The following is an 18284-nucleotide window of genomic DNA, read 5'->3' as shown; positions in this document are numbered from 1 at the left end:
CGGCAGGTGCCCTTCGACATGGTCGGCTCCAGTGTGATGCACGGCCCTTTCTGAGTGCCCTCCTCGGCTTGAATCTCCCCCAGGGGGAGTTCCTAGCGTGGCGGCGAGGCAACCGCCGAGAAGCCGCGAGGAGACGATCATGACCGTGTACGTGCTGGTGTCGGGCCCCTTCACCGGTGGCTGGGTCTGGGAGGAGACCGCGTCCCGGCTCCGGGCGGCGGGCTCGGAGGCGTATCCGGTGACCCTCCCGGGAATCGGGGACCGACGGGCCGACACCGGAACGGGCATCGACCTGGAGACGCACATCCAGGACCTGGTGCGGCTGATCGACGGCATCCGGACGCCCCGGGTCGTGCTCGTCGGGCACGGCTACGGGCTCCACCCCGTGTTCGGCGCCGCCGACCGGCGTCCCGAGCGCGTCGCCCGGATCGTCTCCCTCGACACGGGCCTGCCCGAGGACGGCGAGACCGCCGCGCGCTCCGTGCCCGACCCCGGGGCACGGGCACGACTGGCCGACGGGGCCGGGAGCGACCGGGCCGGGGCGGACGGGTCCGGGACCGGCGGGGACCGCGGGTGGCTCGCGCCGCCGGCGCCGGGCACCTGGTCCCGCTGGGGCAGCACCGAGGGCGTCCCGGCCGGGGCGCTCGAACGGCTCGACCGCCTCGCCACACCGCAGCCGGTCCGCACGCTCACCCAGCCGCTCCGGCTGACCGGTGCGGCCGCCGGCCTGCCGACCACCGGCGTGCTGTGCACCGCCAACGGCGCGGGCGTCGACCTGGTGCAGATGCTGGTGGACTCGGGGCCGCCCCGGTTCCGGGCGCTCGCCGACGACAGGATCCGGTTCATCGACCTCGGCACCGGCCACTGGCCGATGCTCTCCGCCCCCGAGGAGCTGGCCGAGGTACTGGGCCGGGCGGCGGCCGGGGAGGGACACCGGGTGACCGCGTCCGAGCGGACGCACGAGCAGCCGACGCACCTACTGCCCTTCCTCCTCGACGTACCCGAGGTGCCCCGCGAGCGGCGGGGACGGGTCGATCTCCACCTGCCGGGCGGACCCGGGTCGCCGACCGAGGGCGACCCGCACCGTCCCGACGCCGATCGGCCGCGGCCGGCCGTCGTCTTCGTCCACGGCGGTCCGGTCGCCCCCGACCAGCGGCCCACCCCGCGGGACACCCCGTTCCTCCTCGGGTACGCCCGCTACGCGGCCGGCCTCGGCGCGATCGGCGTGACCCTGGATCATCGGCTGCACGGACTCGCCGACTTCCCCCTCGCGGCCGAGGACCTCGCCGAAGCCGTCGCGCTCGTCCGCGCCGACCCGCGCGTGGACGGGGACCGGATCGCGCTCTGGTTCTTCTCCGCGGGCGGGCTCCTCGCGGCGGACTGGCTGGCCGCGCCCCCGCCGTGGCTGCGCTGCCTGGCGGCGAGCTACCCCGCCCTGGCACCGCTCCCCGGCTGGGGCGCCGTGGAGTCCCGCTTCCGGCCCGCCGACGTCATGGGTACGGCGGACGGCCCGCCGATCGTCCTGACACGGGCCGGACAGGAGCACCCGGCCTTCGCGGCGACGGTCGAGGAGTTCCTGACCGCCGCGGGGAAGAACGGTGCGGACGTCGAGATCGTCGACGTCCCGCACGGCCACCACGGCTTCGAACTGGTCGACCCCACCGAGGAGTCCCGCGCGTGCGTGGAGCGGGCGATGCGCTCCGTGCTCGCGCATCTGCGGGACTGACCGGCGACCGGCCAGGGCACCGCCCCGATCAGCGCGGCGGCGACCGACCCGGGCACCGCCCCACTCAGCGCGCGTACACGAGACGGCCGCCCACGTACGTGCGCTCCACCCGGGCCCCGGCGATCTCCTCCGGCGGCCCGGCCAGGATGTCGCGGTCCAGGACCACGAGGTCGGCGAGGTTCCCGGGGCGCAGGCTGCCCGCGTCGTCGTGGCCGTTCGCATGGGCGGAGCCGGCGGTGTACGCGGCGAGGGCCGTGGGCAGATCGAGGCGCTGCTCCGGCAGGAAGACGCGGTCGTCGGTGGTGCCGGGCTCCCGGCGGTTGACGGCGACATGGATGCCCGCGAGCGGGTCGGGGCTGCTCACCGGCCAGTCGCTGCCCGCGACGAGGGTGGCTCCGGCCCGCACCAGATCGCCGAACGGGTACTGCCAGGCGGTGCGTTCGGGCCCCAGGAACGGGATGGTGAGTTCGTCCATCTGCGGCTCGTGGGCCGCCCAGAGCGGCTGGATGTTGGCGAGGGCGCCGAGCGAGGCGAACCGGGGGAGGTCGTCCGGGTGGACGACCTGGAGATGGGCGAGGTGGTGGCGGTTGCCGCGGCGCCCGTTGGCGGCGACCGCGGCCTCCAGCGCGTCGAGGGCCTCGCGGACGGCCCGGTCGCCGAGGGCGTGGAAGTGGACCTGGAAGTCGAGGGCGTCGAGCTCCGCCACGTATCCGCGCAGCGCCCCGGGGTCGACGAAACTGAGTCCGCTGTTGGCGGTGGCGCAGCCGCAGCCGTCCAGGTAGGGGGAGGTCATGGCGGCGGTGAAGTTCTCCGCGATGCCGTCCTGCATGATCTTCACCGAGGTCGCCCGGAAGCGGCCGTGGCTCAACTCCTCGCGCAGCGCGACCAGTTCGGCGATCTGCTCGGACCCGCGCTGCCGGTCCCACCAGAGTGCCCCGGTCACGCGGGCGGTGAGCGAGCCGTCGCGGGCGGCGGTCGCGTAGGCGTCCGAGGGGTCGGCCCGGCCGCTGAACGCACCGAGGAGCGCGTCCTGCCAGCCGGTGATGCCGAGGGAGTGCAGCAGCTCCTGGGCGCGCAGGAGCCCCGCGAGGCGGTCCGCCGGAGTGCCGGCCGGCACGAGGCGGGACACCAGAGTCGTGGCGCCCTCCTGGAGCATGCCGCCGGGCGTACCGTCCGGCTCGCGCTCGATGCGCCCGTCCGCGGGGTCCGGGGTGTCGGCGGTGACCCCGGCGAGTGCGAGGGCCTTCGTGTTGGCCCAGGCGCCGTGGTGGTCCCGGTTGGACAGCAGCACCGGACGGTCCGGGACGACGGAGTCGAGCAGCTGCCGGGTGGGCAGTCCGCCCGCGAAGCTCTCCATCGACCAGCCGCCGCCGGTGATCCACGCGTGCCCCGGGTGCGCGTCGGCGTACGCCCGGACCCGGCCGAGGTACTCCGGGACGCCGACGGTGCCCGTCAGATCGCACTCGGCCAGTTCCGAACCGCCGAACACCGCGTGGACATGGGCGTCCTGGAACCCCGGGAGCAGCAGCTTCCCGGTCAGGTCGACGATCTCGGTCCGGGGGCCGACGAGCTCCCGCACCTCGTCGTGGCCGACGGCGACGACGCGGTCGCCGAGGACCGCGAGCGAACTCGCCCGGGTGCGGGCCGGGTCGGCCGTGAAGACGGGTCCGCCGGTGAAGACCAGATCGGCCGAGGTCATGGGGGTACTCCTGGGGACGTGCGACGACGGGTGCCGGCACCATGCAATCCGTACCGCCGTTTACACGTCAATGGTGTTGACATAAGGTCCGGGCATGGTCGAACGCGTGGTTCCCGAAGGCCGCCGACAGCGCCGCCGCCCTACCAGACAGGGTGCCGTCCTCTCGGAACGCCTCATCGTCGAGACCGCCCTGCGGCTGGTCGAGCAGCACGGCGCGGCGGCACTCTCCGTGCGGAGGCTCGGCGCCGCCCTCGGTGCCGACCCCACCGCCCTCTACCGGTACTTCCGCAACACCGACGCCCTGCTCCTCGCCCTCGCCGACGAGCTCATCGGCCGGGCCCAGGAGGGCTGGACGGCCACCGGTGACTGGCGCGCGGACCTCCGCGCGATAGGGCTCCGCCTCCACGCCCGATACCAGGCCCATCCGCAGGCCGCGCTCCTCGCGGCGCACCGGACCACGGGGCGCACCCACGAGACCCGGGTGGTCGAGAGGATCCTCGGGGTGCTGCGTACGGCCGGCTTCCCGGACGACCTCGCGGTCCGGATCTACCACGCCTTCGTCGATCAGGCCCTCGCCTTCGCCGCCCAGGACGCGGCGGCACTCGCCCTGCCGCCCGCCGCGCGGGAGAAGGAGGCGGAGGTCTGGCACGCGGTCTACGGCAGGCTGCCGCCCGACACCCACCCGGGCATCGCGGCCACGTATCCCCTGCTGGCCGCCGACATGCGCGACAGCGGCTACCCGTTCGCCCTTGAACTCCTGCTCGCCGGGGCGGCGGCGCTTCACCCCCGCGCGCAGGCCGCGCCCGTCGGCGAGTAGGCCCGCGGGCCCTGCCATGCGGCCCGGCCTTCGGCCCTGCCATGCGGCCCGGCCTTCGGCCCTGCCATGCGGCCCTGCCATGCGGCCCGGCCTTCGGCCCTGCCATGCGGCCCGGCCTTCGGCCCGGCATTCGGTCGGCGTTCGGTCCGGCATTCGGCATCGTCGGTCGGCATCGGCGAAAATAGTAGCCATGTACATAGTAGCCATGTACTGTATCCAGTGTGAGTTCAGCAACCAATGGCGCCTCGGCCGGATTTCTCGTCTGGCGCCTGTCGATGAAGTGGCGCGTGGCCGTCGACCGGGCGGTCGCACCGCTGGGCCTGACCCATGCCCAGTACGTGGTGATGGCGTCGTTGTACGGCATGTCGCGCTCCGGGCTGCGGCCCAGTCAGCGCGGGCTCGCCGACCGGACGGGGATGGAGCCGTTGTACGTCTCCAAGCTCGCCCGAGCCCTGGAGGCGTCCGGACTCGTGGATCGCACCCGCGACCCGAACGACCCGCGCGCCATGCAGCTGTCGCTCACCGAGCAGGGGCTCGACGTCACTCGCCGGGCGATCACGGTCGTCCAGGGCCTCCTGGACCAGTTGCTCGCGCCGCTCGGGGGCCGGACCGCCCCGCGTACCCGGGAGTTCACCCGCGAGCTGGCGATCCTGCTCGATGCACCTCTTGATCCGCTCACCGAGAACGACGAGGAGCCATCATGACCACCACCACCGCCCCCCGCGCCAACGGCCGGGTCCTGGCCCTGGCGCACCACGCGGCACGAGCCCGCCTGGAGGGCGTCCTGACCCGTCACGGCATCACGTTCCACCAGAGTGTCACCCTCCGGGCCGTCGTGGCCGCGGGCGAGTCCCTCGGCCGCGACGAGCTCGTCGGCGACGTCACCGGTTCCCTGAAGATCGACGCGTCGGTCGTGTCCGGCGTGATCGAGGAGCTGACGGCCGCGAAGCTGCTGGAGACGGACCCGGCGGGGCCGACCCGGGTGCGACTCACGGACACCGGACGGGAGTTGTACGAGATCACCTCGGCCGAATCCGCCGAGGTCTCCGCCCGACTGTACGCCGGCATCACGGACGAGGACCTGGTGATCACGGGCCGAGTGCTGACCCTGATCACGGAGCGCGCCAACGCCGAGTCGGCCGCCGGCGCCTGAGACTCCGCACGGCCACGGCCTGCCCGGCCCGCCGCCGGGTGCTCGGCCGTGCGGAGCTGAAGACCGAGCGCCACCACGTCCCCGTCGCGGACGCAGTGGGCAGGAGCAGGGCGGCCGGGCGGCCGAAGCCGGGGCGAGACGTCGACTCCGGCTTCTGGACCGAGACATGGGCCGTGCGGACGTCCGGGCGGCAGGGGCATCGACCGGGAGGCTATCCCGGCATCCCGCCGGTTCGCCGGTTCGCGTCCAGGGCCTCGCCGAGACTCAGGACGGGGCATCCCAGCCGTACCGTCAGTGTGCGTCGCTGCAGTTCCGTCAGAGGGGTGACGAAAACCGTCGCGTCGGCACGGGCCTCCTCGCACGCCGCGGCCACCTCGCGGACCTTGCCGGAACGCAGCAGGGTCCGCGACGAGAACGGCAGGGTCATCTTGGCAACCCCGCCGTCCGAGACCCCGCGCCGCTGGACTAACCGGCCCACGATCCGCGCCCCGCGCGCGGCCAGTTCCCAGGCGGCCGAGTCCATGAGCGCGCCGAAGTCCTTCTCCTTCGCGGAGAAGTAGCCGACGAGCACGACACGAGCACCGTCGACCGACGGCGGGCTCGACGACGACGACGGCGGCGGCTTGACCGGGGCCGATCCCGGGGTACTGCGGGCCGGACGCCGGCCGCGTCCTCGGGGCCGGTGCCGGTTCTCGTGCTGGCGCATGGCTCGGAGGCTAGAGGAGCGACCACCGGCGGCGACACGCCTTTTCACGTGCCCGATACGGGCAGGGCCGGGCCGAGGTGACGTCCGCCATGGCCGGAGGGCGCCGGTTCTGATCAACTCTCCCCATGCGCCGCACTCGCCCCAACCGCCTTACCCGACTCAGAGGCTTGACCCTCCCCGCCGTCGCCGGGCTTCTCCTGCTCACCGCCTGCGGAACCGAGCAGCGCGGGGCCGAGGCCTCCGGCACCCCCTCACCACCCGCGTGCGGGCCTGGATCGGACCCCTCGGCGCGCGCCGGCGTACCCACGGCATCCGTCGCACCGGACCAGGACGGAGTCAGCATCATCGGGACCGGCGGAGGGGCCGACTCCGGCAGCTCCGCCCGTCCCTGCGCGGCGTACTCCCTCACCAACCGGGAGACCCGGCCCTTCATGTACGTCGTCACGGTCGGCTTCCAGTCGGAATCGGGCCAGGCGCTGAGCAACGTCGAGGACACCGTCGAGACCGTCGCCCCCGGCCGCACGGTCCGGCGTACCGTCACCGCCTCCGACCTTCCCCCGGACGCCGTCGGCAGGGCGAACGCGAAGATCGTGAAGGTGCGCGGCTTCCCGGCCGCCGAGGCACCGAGCGAGGGCGGGACCTGCCCGCCCGCCGGCGTTCGCGTGTATGCCGACGACGGCGACGCCGCCATGGGGCTGCGGGTCGTCGGCCTTCACCTGGAGAACTGCGGCACCCGGCCGTACCGGCTCAACGGCTACCCCCGTATCGAGATCCGCGACGAGGACCATGACCGCGTCGGAAGCGTGGCGATCGTCCAGGGCGGCGAAGCCATCGCCGGAGGCACCGGCGCGGACGGGCCGCCGCGGCAGCTCGAACTGCGGCCGGGCGAGCGGGCCCACGCCGGACTTGTCTGGCGCAACACCGTCGAAGGGGGAGTCGACGGCCCCGTGAACGCCCCCTACGCGCGCGTGTGGGCGAAGCCCGGCGCCGCCCCGGTGACCGTGATCCCCGAGCTCGACCTCGGCACGACGGGGAAGCTCGGCGTCGGTCCCTGGAAGAAGGACGGGGAGTAGAGACGGGGACCGGAGGGGAGGCGGGCCGGTCTCGCGAACTGGCCGGACCCCCTCCGCGCGTCACGGGTGGGAGAACACTCCCACCATCCGGGTGTCGGGGTTGCTGCTCATCCCGACGATCGCGCCCCCGTCGGCGCGGTTGGCACGCGCGTGCGTGCCCGCGTACCCCTCGTCGGTGAGGAAGATGCCGAGCGCCGCGATCCAGTCGTCGACGTCGCCGGTCGCGGGGTCGTACACCGGCTCCGGGCGCGGTACGACCCGCTCCTGCGCCACGTAACCGCCCCGCTCGACGGCGACGCGCACCGCCTTGTCCCACTCCGCTTCCGTGCACTCCCAGCCGACGAAGGTGTCAAGACCGCCGTACCCGGCGCCCGGCTTGAGGATGAGCTGCTCCCGCCGCTCCCGGCAGAGGTCGACGAGGCCGGCGGGAACGGAGGCGTGGAGCGTACGGCTCCACGGCAGGACCCGGTCGACGAGGGCCCGCTCCTCGGCGTCGAAGGCGCCGCGCCGGCGCGGGTCGGTGAGCAGCGCGAGGACGCTCTTGTGCGAGTAGAAGCCGCTCTCCAGCGACGTGAACAGGATGGTCCGGCCCGCCTGGTGGGCGCGGAAGAACGGTTCCGCCACGTCGGGGCCCGCCGGGTCGTCGAGCAGTTGACTCGCCGCGAAGTTCCGCAGGACCAGGTCCAGCGGGGTGCCGTCCAGGGTGAGTTTGCCGTCGGACCGGGTGCGTACCTCGTCGATCTCCCCGATCCGCACGTCGATGCCCTGCTCGGCCATCGCCTCGACCGTGGCCCGCATCAGCCTCCCGTACGGGCCGGTGCCGCCGCGCCCCTCGATCAGCCCGACCACCGGGTCCCCGCCCCCGGACAGCGCCGGCTTGGCGCGGTCGCGCAGGACGGCGGCCGTCCGCGCGGCGATGTCCACGTGGGCGAGCCGGTGCACGCGCGCGAAGTCCGCGAATGCGGGCACCCGCAGCAGCCCCTGGTTGAACACGGCCATGTCCACACCGCCGACCTCGCTGCCGAGGTTGAACTCCAGGAGCTTGTACGCGCTGCCGTCGTGATAGGCGTCGGCGCGGCCGAACTTGACCGGGACACCGGAGCCGCCCCGGCGGAGCAGCGCGGCGAGCGGGGGGTCGATCCCGACCTCCGCCGCGTACCGGTCGACGTCCCCGTCGAAGAGCCGGAGCGGCAGTGACACGAGCAGCTCGAAGAGCCCCTCCAGGTCCCGCGCGAAGGCGGCCGTCTCCGGGGCCCGTACGAACCAGGGCCGGGGCAGCAGATGCGCGCGCCACGCCTCCTCGAAGGCCGGCGGCAGCTCGGCCCGCGCCACGGCTTCGGCCAGCCCGCGGTTCCCGCGCAGGCACTCGTCCACGTATGTCCGGCTCAGATCGGTCATCTGCGTCGCTCGCTTCCCTGAAGGAATCGGGTACGTGATCGGAAAGGCGAGCAGACTACCGCGCGGCACACGGCGGACCACGCACGGCACCGCGCACCACGCACGGCACCGCGCACCACGCACCACGCACCACGTACGGCACTGCGCACCGCGCATGGCGGACCGCACCCGCCTCGCCCGCGTTAGCGGAACGTGAGTGAGACGTGAGTGGTGGGAGGGAGAGTGGTGGCGGACCGGGGCGGGCCGTGGGGGCCTGCCCCGGTCCGCTCCCCGCACCGCGTCGAACAGCGTCCCCCGCGCCCGTTCAGCTGGTGACCGCCACCACCGTGGCCGTCGTGACCACGAGCATCGCGGCCTGCATGTCCCGGATCGCCCGGCGCACGCTCTCCGCGGCCCACTGGCCGGCCGTCAGCTCCTCCAGGCGGGCCGCGACCTCCTTGCGGGGTATGTCGGGGAACGCGAGGCGGTGGAGCTTGGCGCCGTGGATCAGGGCGAGGAGGCCCGTGGTGCGGGCGCTGTGGGTCGGGCCGGTGGCGAGGACCGTGTGAAGCCTGGCCCTCAGCTCGCGTTCGACGGAGCCGTCCGCCTCCGGGTAGCGGGCGACGGGGAAGAGGCCCATCACCCGCTGTCGCTCCTCACGCACCAGGCCGCGCTCACGGAGGCTCTCGATGGTGGCCTTCACGGCCTTGGTGTGGTCCTTCGTCAGCCACTCGGTGACCTTCGGGGCCTTGCCCTTCTTCGTGCACCACGCGCCGACCTGCCGCAGCCGCTCGTCGAGCAAAGGCACATCGGTGGGCGTCGCGTCCGTCACCCGCAGCCGCCCGTCGTCGACCGACAGCCGCCCCGCCAGCACGAGATCGAGCAGGATGCCGCCTGAGACCGCCCACGCGGCGGTCTGCCGCTCCTTCGCGACCCCGGACACATCGTCCAGGGACAGCAGCATGATCTCCTCCGCGAGCGTGACCGCCACCCCGTACCCCTTACCTTCCGCATGCGACCGTCCGCATGCGCGCGTGTGCGGCGCCACGAGACGGTCGATCGTCCCCCGGCACCCTTCCCCCCTGAGGACGAGCGGAGCACCGGCGCGGTTCCCGCCGACGGGCCGCCGCCCGCTGTGACCTGCGTCGTTCCGTGTACATGGCGAAATTCGGGTCGCGCTTTGGTCTGGACCGCAGCGGGTCGGCGCGTCAAGCTCTCGCTATGGACTTGGAGCTGAGGCACCTCAAGACGATCCGGGCCATCGCCGACGCGGGGAGCCTCACACGCGCCGCGACCGCGCTCGGGCTCGCCCAGCCGGCGCTCAGTGCTCAGCTCAAGCGGATCGAACGGGCCCTGGGCGGTGCCCTGTTCGAGCGGGGACGGGAGGGCGTACGGGCCACGGCGCTCGGTGACCTGGTGCTCGAACGCGCACGGGTGGTGCTGCCCGCCGTCTGCGAGCTGCAGGAGGAGGCGGTGCGCTTCGCCCGGGGCGGGGCGGCGGGCTACCGACTCGGCGGCACCCACGGGCCGCTGCTCGGCGGCCTGGTCGACCGGATCGCGCGCGACGACCCCGGCGCCTCCGTCACCACGTACATCTCGTGGTCGGAGCGCGAGATCGCCGGCGGGGTCGCGGACGGCCGCCTCGACTTCGCCCTCGTCGGGGTCTGCGGCGAGAGCGGTCCGCCCGAGGCGGGACGACTGGCCTGGACGGAGGTCGCCCGCGACCCGGTGTACGTGATGCTGGCAGCCGACCATCCGCTGGCGCCCCGCGCCGAGATCGACCTGGCCGAACTGGCGGCGGAGGCCTGGACCGACGTACCGGGTGACGGCTGCTTCGGCGACTGCTTCGCGGCCGCCTGTGTACGGGCCGGCTTCACCCCGGCCTGTGTGTACGAGACGGACACCGCCTCCTGTGTCCATCTGGTGCAGGTCGGCCGGGCCGTCGGACTGTGCCGGGCCACCTTCCCCGTCACCCCGGGCCTCGTCACCCGTCCCCTCGCCGGCGCCCCGCTCATGTGGCGGCACCTGCTCGGCTGGCACCCCGAGGGGCGCGCGGCCTCCCGGTCCGCCACCGTCCTCGGCCACACCCGGGCCGCCCACGCCGAGGCACTGGCGACCAGCGCGGGCCGGGCGCACACGGGAGTGGCACCCCCGGCATAACACCATGGCAGGGGCCAACCGACAACTGCCGTCTCCTCGTTGAGATCCCTACGGTTCCAGCAGATCCCCCACCGCGATCCGGCATCCGGGATCCGAGATCCCCGAACCGCGATCCGAGAACCGAGGAGACTCCCCATGCTCCGACGACACGCCCGCGCGGCGTGTACCGCCCTCGTCGCCGCCGGAATGGCGCTGGCCGGGCTCCAGGCCGGTTCCGCCGCCGCGGCCCCGGACGCCCGGGACCCGCACCGCGCCCCGACCGTCAGGACCGCCGCCCAGGCGCTCGGCGCCGGCTCCGCCCGGCCCGAGCTGCTCGACGCCATGCGGCGCGACCTGGGACTCACCCACTCCCAGGCCCTGACCCGCCTCGCCAACGAGGCCGAGGCAGGCGCCACCGCCGCCCGGCTCCGGCTGGGCCTCGGCGGTGCCTTCGCCGGTGCGTGGGTGGACGGCGCCGAGGCCGGCACCCTGACCGTGGCCACCACCCGCGCCGCCGACACCACCGCGATACGGGCCACCGGTGCCCGGGCCCGGCTCGTGACGCACAGTCTGACCGCCCTGGAACGCGCCAAGCAGCGTCTCGACCGGTCCGCGGGCACCGACGCGCCCGTCCGCTACGTCGACGTCCGCGCCAACGTCCTGGTCGTCGAGGAGACCAGGGCGGGTGCCGGGGCGCGGCTCGTGAAGGCCACCGGCGTGCCGCGCGAGCTGGTGCGCGTCGTCCGCACCGGCCAGGCGCCCCGCCCGCTGTACGACATCCGGGGCGGCGACGCGTACTACATGGGCGGCGGCGGCCGCTGCTCGGTCGGCTTCGCGGTGACGCGGGGCACCACCCAGGGCTTCGCCACCGCCGGTCACTGCGGCCGGGCGGGCACCACCACCAGCGGGTTCAACCAGGTGGCGCAGGGCAGTTTCCAGGGCTCGGTCTTCCCGGGCAACGACATGGCCTGGGTCGCCGCCAACACCAACTGGACCTCCACCCCGTACGTCAAGGGCTCCGGGGGCGCGAACGTCCAGGTGACCGGCTCGGTGCTGCAGCCCGTCGGCTCCTCCGTGTGCCGCTCCGGCTCGACCACCGGCTGGCACTGCGGCACCGTGCAGCAGCACAACACGAGCGTCACCTACCCCGAGGGCACCATCTCCGGGGTGACCCGTACGACTGTCTGCGCCGAGCCCGGAGACTCCGGAGGCTCGTACATCTCCGGCAGCCAGGCCCAGGGCGTCACGTCCGGCGGTTCCGGGAACTGCTCCAGTGGCGGCACCACCTTCTTCCAGCCACTGAATCCGCTGCTCCAGAACTACGGGCTCACGCTGAAGACCACCGGCACGGACCCGGGCCCCGGTCCCGGCGAGCCGGAGCCGGGCGGCACCTGGGCGGCCGGAAAGGTCTACGCGGCCGGGGACGTCGTCACGTACGGCGGCGCGAGCTACCGCTGCCTCCAGGGCCACCAGGCCCAGGCGGGCTGGCAGCCGCCGAACGTCCCGGCGCTGTGGCAGCGCCTGTGACCCTGGCCGAATAGTGACCGGGGGTGCCGCGTACCCGAGGGGGGTGTCGCGGCACCTCCTCGCGTACGCCGTAGGATCACCGCGATCTTGATCGACGACCTGGTCGACGATCTCGGTCGACTACAGGGTGCCGTCGTCGGAACGGCACGTGCGCCTCGCGGGGGAGTCGGCACATGAGCAGGTTTCGGGCAGTCGTGGCTTCGGTCGTTCTCGCCTCGTCCGTGGCGGGGACGCTGACGGGCTGCGGCTCCGCCGAGCCCTCGGGCACCAAGGGGTCGCCGGAGCGGCCCTCGGACGCGAAGGCGTCGGCGGGACAGACCTCTGGCGGCGGTTCGACCACCGGGGGCGGCTCGACCTCCGGCGGCGGAGAGGCCGGTACCTCCCCGGCCGCCGAGAAGCTCGCCGCCGATCCCGGCACCCGCTACACGGCCATCGCCGTCCCGCAGCTGGAGGGCCTCGTCTGCGACGAGGGCGACGGCGGCTTCCACTACGGCAGCGGCCTCGACATGCGCATCACCGGCGACGACGACCTCAAGGAGATCAAGGGCGACAGCAACGACGTCGCCGACGAGGTGTCCTGCTTCGGCAGCCCGCGGAACATCCTCCGCAAGGGCACGATGTCGGCCTCGGCGCCCATGTTCACGGCCAGGACCCATCTGTACGAGAAGCTGCCGGACCCCGCCGCCGCGCTGAACCGGATCTTCGCCGCGTCCACGGACAACGCGACGAGCGACGGCCGCGACTTCATCGGCGAGGCCGAGACCGTCACGGACAGCGCCCTCGTCGTCACGTGCCGGCAGAACGTCACCGACACCTTCCCCATGACCACCTGCTTCTGGGCGAACTACGGGGCGGCGGGGGTCGTCGACTTCTTCCCGGCGGACGACCAGTACGTCCCCGTCGAATCGGCCGTCCCGTGGACCCGGGCCTTCGTCGCCGGCGCGCTGCGGAAGTAGCCGGCCCGGCCCTGGCCGGGCCGCCCGTCAGGCCTCGGCCAGGCCCCCGCGCGCGATGACCTCCGCGTACCAGCGGGCGCTGTCCTTCAGCGTCCGCCGCTGCGTCGCGAAGTCCACGTGCACGATGCCGAACCGCTTGCTGTAGCCGTACGCCCACTCGAAGTTGTCCAGGAGCGACCACAGGAAGTACCCCCGGACGTCCGCCCCGTCCGCGAGCGCGCGGTGCACCGCCGCCAGATGCGCGTGGAGGTACGCCACCCGCTCCGGGTCCTTCACGTTGCCCGAGGGATCGGCGTAGTCGTCGTACGCCGCACCGTTCTCGGTGATCACCAGCGGTACGTCCGGCAGCTCGTCCCGCAGCCGGATCAGCAGCTCGTACAGCCCGTTCGCGTCCACCGGCCAGTCCATCGCCGTACGCGGCCCCGGGGCCGGCTCGAACCGGACGTGCCGCTCCGCGCCCGCCCACGGCGAGGGCGACTCCGAGCTGCCCGCCCCGACGACCGAGGGGGAGTAGTAGTTGATGCCGAGCGAGTCGATCGGCGCGGCCGCCGCCGCCAGATCGCCGTCCTGGACGAACGACCAGTCCGTGACCGACGCGGTGTCGCGGACCAGGTCCTCCGGGAGCCGGCCGTGGAAGACGGGGTCGAGGAAGACGCGGTTGCCGACCGCGTCGATCCGGCGCGCCGCGTCCAGATCCTCCGGCGCCTGCGAACAGGACCGAACAGCGTGGAGGTTGAGAGTCAGCGACACCTCGGACGCGCCGGGCAGCGCCCCGCGCAAGGTGCGCGCCGCGAGCCCGTGCGCCAGGTTCAGGTGGTGGGCGGCGCGGAGTGAGGCGAGGGCGCTGGTGCGGCCCGGGGCGTGCACGCCGTTGCCGTAGCCGAGGAAGGCGGCGCACCAGGGCTCGTTGAGCGTGGTCCAGGTCGCCACCCGGTCGCCGAGGGCGTCCGCCATGATGGCCGCGTACTCGGCGAACCGGTACGAGGTGTCCCGCTGCGGCCAGCCGCCGGCGTCCTCCAACTCCTGGGGGAGGTCCCAGTGGTAGAGCGTCGCCACCGGGCGGATCCCGGCGTCGAGGAGGCGGTCGACGAGCCGCCGGTAGAAGTCCAGGCCCTTGCGCACGGCGGGGCCGCGCCCGGTGGGCTGCACCCGGGGCCAGGCGATCGAGAAGCGGTAGTCGGTCACGCCGAGCCGCCGCATCAACGCGACGTCCTCGTCGACCCGGTGGTAGTGGTCGGCGGCGATGTCACCGGTGTCGCCGTTGCGCACCTTGCCGGGCGTACGGCTGAAGGTGTCCCAGATGGAAGGCGTGCGGCCGTCCTCTCCCGCCGCCCCCTCGATCTGGTAGGCGGCCGTGGCGGTGCCCCAGCGGAAGCCCTCGGGGAAGCGGAGGACGGTCGTCGTGTCGGTACGGGCGTCGAGCGCGGTCATGGGATGGGAACTCCCTGGAGTGAGAGGTCTGGGGGATGGGGAAGCGGTGCCGTCGCGACGGTGCGGCGTAGGGCGGCGCGGGCGGAGGGGTCAGCCCTTGACCGCGCCCTGCATGATGCCGCCGACGATCTGCCGGCCCAGCAGGCCGAAGACCAGGAGCACCGGCAGGGTGCCGAGCAGCGTGCCCGCCATGATCACGGACTGGTCGTGGACGTATCCGCCGCCGAGCTGGCGCAGGGCGACCTGGACCGTGGGCTCGGAGGAGGTGAGGGCGACGACCGGCCAGAAGAAGTCGTTCCAGGCGGCCATGAACGTCAGCAGGCCCAGGACGGCCATGCCGGGCCGGGCGATCGGCACCACGATCGACCAGAAGATGCGGGCGGTGGACGCGCCGTCGACCCGCGCCGCCTCGATCAGCTCGTCCGGCAGCGTCTGCACCAGGTACTGGCGCATGAAGAACACCCCGAACGCGGACACCAGGCCCGGCAGGATCACCGCCTGGAGCTGGTTCACCCAGCCCAGCTCGGCGATCAGCATGAACAGCGGGATCACACCCAGCTGCGGCGGGATCATCATGGTGCCGATCGTGATCGCCAGGAGTGCGCCGCGGCCCCGGAAGCGGAGCTTGGCGAAGGCGAAACCGGCGAGCGTGCAGCACAGCACGGTGCCGAGGGTGATCGAACCGGACACGATGAGGGAGTTGAGCAGGGCCTTGCCGATGTCCGCCTCTTCGAGGACCGCCTCGAAGTTGCGGATCAGGTTCGGGCCCGGCAGCAGTGTCGGCGACACCTTCGCCAGGTCGGCGTTGGAGCGGCTCGCCGCGACGATCGTCCAGTAGAAGGGGAACGCGGAGAACAGCACGGCGACGACGAGGATCCCGTACGCGAGCGGGCCCGCGTGCAGGGTGCGGCCGGCCCGGGAGGGGCCTCGCGGCACGGTGGAACCGGGCGTGCGGCCGGCTCGGGAGGGGTCTCGCGTCACGGTGGAACCGGGCGCGGTCATCGGCCGGCCTCCTTGCGGGAACGGCGGCGCGCGATCAGGGCGTTGGCCCCGACGAGCACCACGATGAGCAGGAACATCACCCAGGCGATGGCGGCGGCCCGGCCCAGATGGAAGAAGCCCCAGCCCTGCTCGTACATGTACAGGCCGAGCGTCTGGTACTGGTGCGAGATGCCGCCCGAGATGGACCCTTCGAGCAGCAGCGGCTCGCCGAACAGCTGGGTCGCGCCGATCGTCGAGACGATGACGGTGAACAGGATCGTGGGACGTAGCCCCGGCAGCGTGACGTGGAAGAACTGGCGCCACCGCGAGGCCCCGTCCATCGCGGCGGCCTCGTACAACTCATGGGGGATCGACTGCATGCCGGCCAGGTAGATCAGCGCGTTGTAGCCGGTCCAGCGCCAGATGACGACCGTCGACACGGCGACCTGCGAGGCGACCGTGCCGTTCTGCCAGTCGACGGGGTCGATGCCGACCAGGCCGAGCGCGTAGTTGATCAGACCGAAGTCCCGCCCGAAGAGCTGGGCGAAGACGAGGGTGGCGGCGGCCACCGACGTCGCGTACGGCAGCAGGACCGCGGTCCGCAGGAAGGTGCGGCCGCGCATCTTGTAGTTCAGCAGATGCGCGAGCCCGAGGGCCATGACGAGCTGCGGCACGGTGGAGAGCACACCGATGGTGAACGTGTTGCGCAGCGAGAGCCAGAAGTACTCGTCGCCGAACAGCGCGGTGTAGTTGCCGAGGCCGCGCCACTCCATGTCGCCGGGTGTCTGGAGCTCCACCCGGTAGAGCGAGACGAAGGCCGTGTAGAGCAGCGGGAAGAGACCGAAGGCGACGAACAGGGTGAAGAACGGGGCGAGGTAGGCGTACGGCGAGAACGACTGCCAGGCCCGCCGGGCGGACCCCCGCCGCGCGGGCGGCGGGACCGGCTTCGGCGGGGCCGGCGTCTCGGATGCGGTGAGGGTCACGGCGCGGCCCTTCGGAGGAGTGGAGGAGACGTGGAGAGGAGGGATCCGGCGGCGGAGGTCAGCCGACGGTGTTCGCGACGCCCTTCTTCGCGTTCGACCAGGCCTTCTCCGGCGAGGTCCCCTTCCGCTCGACCTCGCTCAGCGCGTTCGTGATCTGCTGCGCGATGTTCTGGTCGTGCACGCCGAGCACCTGCACCGGGGCCGCCTTCGCCGCGTCACCGAAGATCTGCCCGATGGGGGCGCCGGAGAAGAACGGGTCCGTCGCGCCGGCGACCTTCTCGATCGCGCCCGTGGCGGAGGGGAAGTTGCCCTGCTTCTGGAAGACCTTCGTCTGCTGCTCGGGGGCCGTGAGCCACTTCGCCAGCTCGTACGCCTCCTTCTTGTGCTTCGCCGCCTTCGGCACCGCCAGGTAGGCGCCGCCCCAGTTGCCGGCGCCGCCGGGGAGCGTGGCGACGTCCCACTTGCCCTTGCCGGCCTCACCGGCCTGGCCCTTGATGTAGCCGAGCATCCAGGCGGGGCACGGGATGGTGGCGAAGGAACCGGCCGCGAAGGCCTGGTTCCACTGCGGGGACCACTGGTCGAGCTTGGCGCTCAGCCCGTCCTGGGCCGCCTGGACCGAGTGGTCCCAGGCGGTGCGCAGTGCGGGGTTCTCCTCCCAGATCAGCTTTCCGGAGGCGTCGTAGTACCGCTCCTTCTCCTGCCCGATCATGATCGAGTAGAGGCTGCCGACGCTGTCGAGCCAGGCGCTCTTGCCGGGCGCCTTCGCCTTGTACTGCTTCCCGAGGGCCAGGTAGCCGTCCCAGGTGGACCACTTCTTGGCGAGCTCCGCGCGGTCGGTGGGGAGTCCGGCCTGCTTGAAGAGGTCGGTGCGGTAGCACATCGCCTCGGGGCCGATGTCGGTGCCGAGGCCGAGGACCTCGCCGCCCTTGCCGCCCGCAGCGGCCCACTTCGCCGGGGCGAACTGGTCCTTGAGGGAGTCCGCGCCGTACTTCCTGAGGTCCTCGAACCGGTCGGCCTGCTGCTGGGTGACGGAGGCGATCCGGCCCACCTCGATGCCCTGCACGTCGGCGAGGCCGGCGCCGCCGGCGAGCCGGGTCTGGAGGGACTTCCAGTAGTCGGCCTCGTCCTCGGTGTCCGTCTGCTTGATGGTGACACCGGGGTGGAGCTTCTCGTACTCGGCGTAGAGCCCGGCCTCCTTGTAGCCGAAGGAGCCGAACAGGTCGACGGTGATGGTGACCTCGCCTCCCGCGCCATCGGTGGACGTGTCGTCGGACGTACCTCCGCAGGCGGCGAGCAGGGCCCCGGTGAGTGCGACCGCCCCCAGACGGACGACGGCTCTCCTGGCGGTGGTCGTGACGGCGGCTCGGGCGATGGGCATGGGAAGCCTCCCTTGGCTCCGGAACGAACGAGAGCGACTGAGAGCGCTCTCAAGCATGCGGGGGGAGCGTGCCTGGGGTGGAGCCCATCCGTCAAGGCTCGAAGGCGTAACGGACGGGAAGGGCCGTCAAGTCCGGCCTGTGTTCAATCTCTTGACACACGTGTTTCGGCGGTTTTACGTTTCCGGCGTCTTGAGAGCGCTCTCTCGCATCCCTCTCCATCTCTCTCCATCCCTCTGCATTCCTCCGCATCTCTCGCGGCGTTCGCCCGGCGTCCGCTGCGAGCTCGACCCCTCTCCTCGCGCATCCCGCCCCGCGCATCCCCTCCGTGCCCCACTCG

16 protein-coding genes are annotated in these 18284 nt (G+C 72.9%); 8 read left to right on the top strand and 8 right to left on the bottom strand.

Translation table 11 applies throughout. From position 1 onward, the window contains the following. Positions 1–139 precede the first annotated feature (139 nt). Positions 140–1726 carry an alpha/beta fold hydrolase gene (locus tag E0F75_RS04545; RefSeq protein ID WP_187621160.1) on the top strand — a complete coding sequence of 529 codons (1587 nt, stop codon included), beginning with the start codon at positions 140–142 and terminating at the stop codon, positions 1724–1726. Positions 1727–1790: 64 nt separating this feature from the next. Here the strand turns inward: E0F75_RS04545 and E0F75_RS04540 are convergent, their stop codons facing one another. Next, positions 1791–3425 (bottom strand): amidohydrolase, encoded by a 1635-nt coding sequence (locus E0F75_RS04540; protein WP_187621159.1) that lies wholly within the window; start codon positions 3423–3425, stop codon positions 1791–1793. A gap of 94 nt (positions 3426–3519) precedes the next feature. Between E0F75_RS04540 and E0F75_RS04535 the strand changes: the two genes are divergently transcribed. The 3 genes from E0F75_RS04535 to E0F75_RS04525 all read left to right on the top strand — a co-directional run bounded on the left by E0F75_RS04535 (position 3520) and on the right by E0F75_RS04525 (position 5395). Then, positions 3520–4242 carry a TetR/AcrR family transcriptional regulator gene (locus tag E0F75_RS04535; RefSeq protein ID WP_187621158.1) on the top strand — a complete coding sequence of 241 codons (723 nt, stop codon included), beginning with the start codon at positions 3520–3522 and terminating at the stop codon, positions 4240–4242. A 221-nt stretch (positions 4243–4463) separates the two neighbouring features. Then, positions 4464–4946, top strand: a complete 483-nt coding sequence (locus tag E0F75_RS04530) for a MarR family winged helix-turn-helix transcriptional regulator (RefSeq protein ID WP_187621157.1) — start codon at positions 4464–4466, stop codon at positions 4944–4946. Continuing rightward, positions 4943–5395, top strand: a complete 453-nt coding sequence (locus E0F75_RS04525; protein WP_187621156.1) for a MarR family winged helix-turn-helix transcriptional regulator — start codon at positions 4943–4945, stop codon at positions 5393–5395. The genes E0F75_RS04530 and E0F75_RS04525 overlap by 4 nt, the downstream gene beginning before the upstream one ends. 211 nt (positions 5396–5606) lie before the next feature. On the opposite strand, the gene E0F75_RS04520 is transcribed toward E0F75_RS04525, so the two are convergent. Further along, positions 5607–6101 (bottom strand): hypothetical protein, encoded by a 495-nt coding sequence (locus tag E0F75_RS04520; protein ID WP_229312500.1) that lies wholly within the window; start codon positions 6099–6101, stop codon positions 5607–5609. Positions 6102–6268: 167 nt separating this feature from the next. Here E0F75_RS04520 and E0F75_RS04515 point away from each other — a divergent pair, with 167 nt between their 5' ends. After that, positions 6269–7174, top strand: a complete 906-nt coding sequence (locus E0F75_RS04515) for a DUF4232 domain-containing protein (protein ID WP_229312499.1) — start codon at positions 6269–6271, stop codon at positions 7172–7174. A 60-nt stretch (positions 7175–7234) separates the two neighbouring features. On the opposite strand, the gene E0F75_RS04510 is transcribed toward E0F75_RS04515, so the two are convergent. Then, positions 7235–8572, bottom strand: coding sequence for a hypothetical protein (locus E0F75_RS04510; RefSeq protein WP_187621154.1), 1338 nt, complete (start codon positions 8570–8572; stop codon positions 7235–7237). Between the two features lie 304 nt (positions 8573–8876). Then, positions 8877–9542, bottom strand: a complete 666-nt coding sequence (locus tag E0F75_RS04505) for a GPP34 family phosphoprotein (RefSeq protein ID WP_187621153.1) — start codon at positions 9540–9542, stop codon at positions 8877–8879. A gap of 230 nt (positions 9543–9772) precedes the next feature. Between E0F75_RS04505 and E0F75_RS04500 the strand changes: the two genes are divergently transcribed. From E0F75_RS04500 to E0F75_RS04490, 3 genes are all read left to right on the top strand, one after another. Continuing rightward, positions 9773–10711, top strand: a complete 939-nt coding sequence (locus E0F75_RS04500) for a LysR family transcriptional regulator (protein ID WP_187621152.1) — start codon at positions 9773–9775, stop codon at positions 10709–10711. A gap of 135 nt (positions 10712–10846) precedes the next feature. Beyond that, positions 10847–12217 (top strand): carbohydrate-binding protein, encoded by a 1371-nt coding sequence (locus tag E0F75_RS04495; RefSeq protein ID WP_187621151.1) that lies wholly within the window; start codon positions 10847–10849, stop codon positions 12215–12217. Between the two features lie 173 nt (positions 12218–12390). After that, positions 12391–13173: a hypothetical protein gene (locus tag E0F75_RS04490; protein WP_187621150.1), complete on the top strand. Its 783-nt coding sequence runs from the start codon at positions 12391–12393 to the stop codon at positions 13171–13173. Positions 13174–13200: 27 nt separating this feature from the next. Here E0F75_RS04490 and E0F75_RS04485 read toward each other — a convergent pair whose 3' ends face one another. The 4 genes from E0F75_RS04485 to E0F75_RS04470 all read right to left on the bottom strand — a co-directional run bounded on the left by E0F75_RS04485 (position 13201) and on the right by E0F75_RS04470 (position 17946). After that, positions 13201–14604, bottom strand: a complete 1404-nt coding sequence (locus E0F75_RS04485) for a GH1 family beta-glucosidase (RefSeq protein WP_187621149.1) — start codon at positions 14602–14604, stop codon at positions 13201–13203. 90 nt (positions 14605–14694) lie between these two features. Further along, positions 14695–15606: a carbohydrate ABC transporter permease gene (locus tag E0F75_RS04480; RefSeq protein WP_229312498.1), complete on the bottom strand. Its 912-nt coding sequence runs from the start codon at positions 15604–15606 to the stop codon at positions 14695–14697. Further along, positions 15603–16568 (bottom strand): ABC transporter permease subunit, encoded by a 966-nt coding sequence (locus tag E0F75_RS04475; protein WP_187621148.1) that lies wholly within the window; start codon positions 16566–16568, stop codon positions 15603–15605. Before E0F75_RS04475 ends, E0F75_RS04480 begins: the two co-directional genes overlap by 4 nt. Positions 16569–16626: 58 nt before the next feature. After that, a complete protein-coding gene (locus tag E0F75_RS04470; protein ID WP_187621147.1) occupies positions 16627–17946 on the bottom strand; it encodes an extracellular solute-binding protein in 1320 nt (439 codons plus the stop codon). Positions 17947–18284: the final 338 nt, after the last annotated feature.

Origin of the sequence: Streptomyces sp. CB02980 (assembly GCF_014451325.2) — a bacterium.
GTDB lineage: Bacteria > Actinomycetota > Actinomycetes > Streptomycetales > Streptomycetaceae > Streptomyces.
This window is presented reverse-complemented; position numbering and strand designations above follow the sequence as displayed.